Here is a 439-nt window from a genome sequence, read left to right as displayed (position 1 = left end):
CATGACAAATATGCCGCCGGAAGGATACGGCCATGTGCGCTCTGTCAGTTCAACGTACACATGCGAGCGATGTGCTCCGCGTCATGTGAAGTCGCGCTGCGCAGCGTGATGGTTCGGGTTGCCGGCATGCGCAGGTCGCTCACCATTGCGTAATGGAGGCCGGGAAAGTGCGGCAATCATGCGTCGCGAGCGATGTCGCACGACGGCGATGCAGGCAAAAAAATGTCCCGACGCCTTCCGGGTTGTCGGGACCGAACGGCCCTGCAAAGCTGAGGGCACGAGGAAATGAAATATTACATGAATGTAAGACTGTGAGGCTTTGGCGGTTAGCGCCAAGACTCTGGCCTATTCCGCCAATCTGCAGGTCGGTCCAGTTGTCTCGTCGAGCAACGCCCTGATGCAGTTGCTCCCGATATCTGGCCTCCATTTGACAGCCTCC

Annotated in this window: 1 protein-coding gene; it reads right to left on the bottom strand. The window is 57.9% G+C overall.

The genetic code is table 11. The features are described 5' to 3' along the window. Positions 1 to 139: 139 nt before the first annotated feature. Positions 140 to 439, bottom strand: a 300-nt coding sequence (locus ACV22V_RS32580; RefSeq protein WP_448016844.1) for a hypothetical protein, incomplete at its 5' end; no start/stop codon positions are given.

It is taken from the genome of Burkholderia sp. AW33-5, assembly GCF_053427615.1.
The sequence above is the reverse complement of the archived record's forward strand: the minus strand, read 5'-3'. Positions and strand labels throughout refer to the sequence as shown.